The 1,775-nt window shown below is 61.6% G+C and carries 3 protein-coding genes; 2 read left to right on the plus strand and 1 reads right to left on the minus strand.

The features are described from left to right. A partial coding sequence (locus KDH09_18260) for a thioredoxin domain-containing protein (GenBank protein ID MCB0221646.1) occupies nucleotides 1-366 on the minus strand: 366 nt, incomplete at its 3' end. Nucleotides 367-715: 349 nt separating this feature from the next. Here KDH09_18260 and KDH09_18265 point away from each other — a divergent pair. Together KDH09_18265 and KDH09_18270 are read left to right on the plus strand one after the other, a co-directional pair. After that, nucleotides 716-1,084 (plus strand): response regulator, encoded by a 369-nt coding sequence (locus tag KDH09_18265; GenBank protein ID MCB0221647.1) that lies wholly within the window; start codon nucleotides 716-718, stop codon nucleotides 1,082-1,084. A 131-nt stretch (nucleotides 1,085-1,215) separates the two neighbouring features. After that, nucleotides 1,216-1,775: class I SAM-dependent methyltransferase (locus tag KDH09_18270; protein MCB0221648.1), on the plus strand; the 560-nt coding region annotated here is incomplete at its 3' end.

Below are 1,775 nucleotides of genomic sequence, written 5' to 3' on the forward strand. Positions count from 1 at the left end.
CATGAGTTGCACGGCGGTCATGTAGATCTCGTCGAGGTCGGGGCGCTCTTCACGGTCGACCTTGATGGCGACGTAGCGCTCGTTGAGCAGTGCGGCGACCTGCTCGTCCTCGAAGGATTCGTGCTCCATCACGTGACACCAGTGGCAGGAGGAATACCCGATGGAGAGAAACACCGGCTTGTGCTCGCGCTCGGCTTTTTCGAAGGCCTCGTCGCCCCACGGGTACCAGTCGACCGGGTTGTAGGCGTGCTGCAGCAGGTAGGGGCTCGTTGAATCGATGAGCCGGTTGGGCTTTCGGCCCTCGACGGGGTGGAGGGCCTCGCCCCATTTTTCCGAGGACGGGAGGGAGTTGCTGGTTTCGCTCATGTCAGGGGCCTGTTCTCCTTGGCGCGGCAGCGTTGCCAGGGCCGCCAGCCCTGCTGCCGCCAGCAGGGCGAGTGCCACGCGGGCAGGGGGGGGCTCTGGAGTCGCTTCATCGCGGGCGCACCTTGGCACGGGCCCGCCCGCCCGGCCAAGCCGGCTTGCCCCGTCGGGGCCGCAGGGAGCATTTGCGGCCTCTTGAGGCCGTCGCAAATTGGCCTATTGGCAATCTGCGTGATATTCTTAAAGAATTCGCACCGGGGACGTGGGGAAGTAGATGGGGCAGCGCCTCACCGCAGGGTGAGATTGCCGCGTGCCCGACGCTTTTATGCAACCACTGGGGAGCCCGTTGGGCATGAAGAAAGTCCTGGTCATTGACGACGACCGTGTGTTCTTGCGGATGTATGAGATGAACTTCGCCTTCTACAAGAAGGAAGTGGAGTGCATCACCGCCAACGGCGGCCGCGAGGGAATCGAGAAAGCTCTGGCCGAGCATCCCGACCTCATCATGCTCGACTACAACATGCCCGTCTGCGGCGGGGCCGAGGTCTCCCAGACCCTCAAGAACGACCCGCGTACCCGGGACATCCCCATTGTCCTGATTACCAGCCACGTCACCGAGACCACCGCCGAAGGCGCGATCTACGACATGTTCCTCCCCAAGCCCATCAACGACGCCAAGCTCAAGCAGGTCCTCCAGAAGTTTCTGGGCATGGCGGCGTAGGGCAGGCACCGCAGGTTTTTCAATCCCCTGACTGACAGTCCCACTGCACACCCGGTTTGCTTTGTCCCTCGCAATGGGCGGACAATCCTGACGTTTCCAACAATTACAGGAGCGGATGGAAGGGGAGCACCATGGGCGACGAGAACGACGTCATAGTCGAGGCGTGGAATACCGTACTCTTTGAGAAATTCTGTAGGTTCAAGCATCTGCTGACGACGGGGCTTTCGGCCCACAGCGACAACCTGCTCACGCCGGAGCTTCATCCGGCGGGGACGAAGGTGCTCGATGTCGGTTGCGGGTTCGGTGACAGCACGGTGCGTATTGCAAAGAACGTGGGACCGGGCGGCAGCGCCGTGGGCGTGGACTGCGCGGAAAACTTCATCAAGGCCTGCGAAAAAGAGGCGCAGAAGGAAGGTCTTTCGAACGCATCCTTCTTCGTGGGCGACGCCCAGAAGGACGACCTGCGCGGCCCCTATGACCAGGTCTTCGCGCGTTTTGGCACGATGTTCTTCAGCTTCCCCGGCGCGGCGATGAACAACCTTCGAAAATCGCTCAAGCCCGGCGGAGAGCTCACGATGATTGTGTGGCGCAAGCGTGAGGACAATCCCTGGCTCCATGCCGCCGAGCTGTGCGTGAAGGAAATCGTGCCCGTTGTCTCACATGAAGAGACAAATCAGGTCCATTGCGGTCC

Source organism: Chrysiogenia bacterium, from assembly GCA_020434085.1.
Lineage (GTDB): Bacteria > JAGRBM01 > JAGRBM01 > JAGRBM01 > JAGRBM01 > JAGRBM01.

Coding starts and splice junctions, on each gene's coding strand:
- KDH09_18265 (MCB0221647.1), top strand. CDS start 716: ATGAAGAAAGTCCTGGTCATTGACGACGACCGTGTGTTCTTGCGGATG.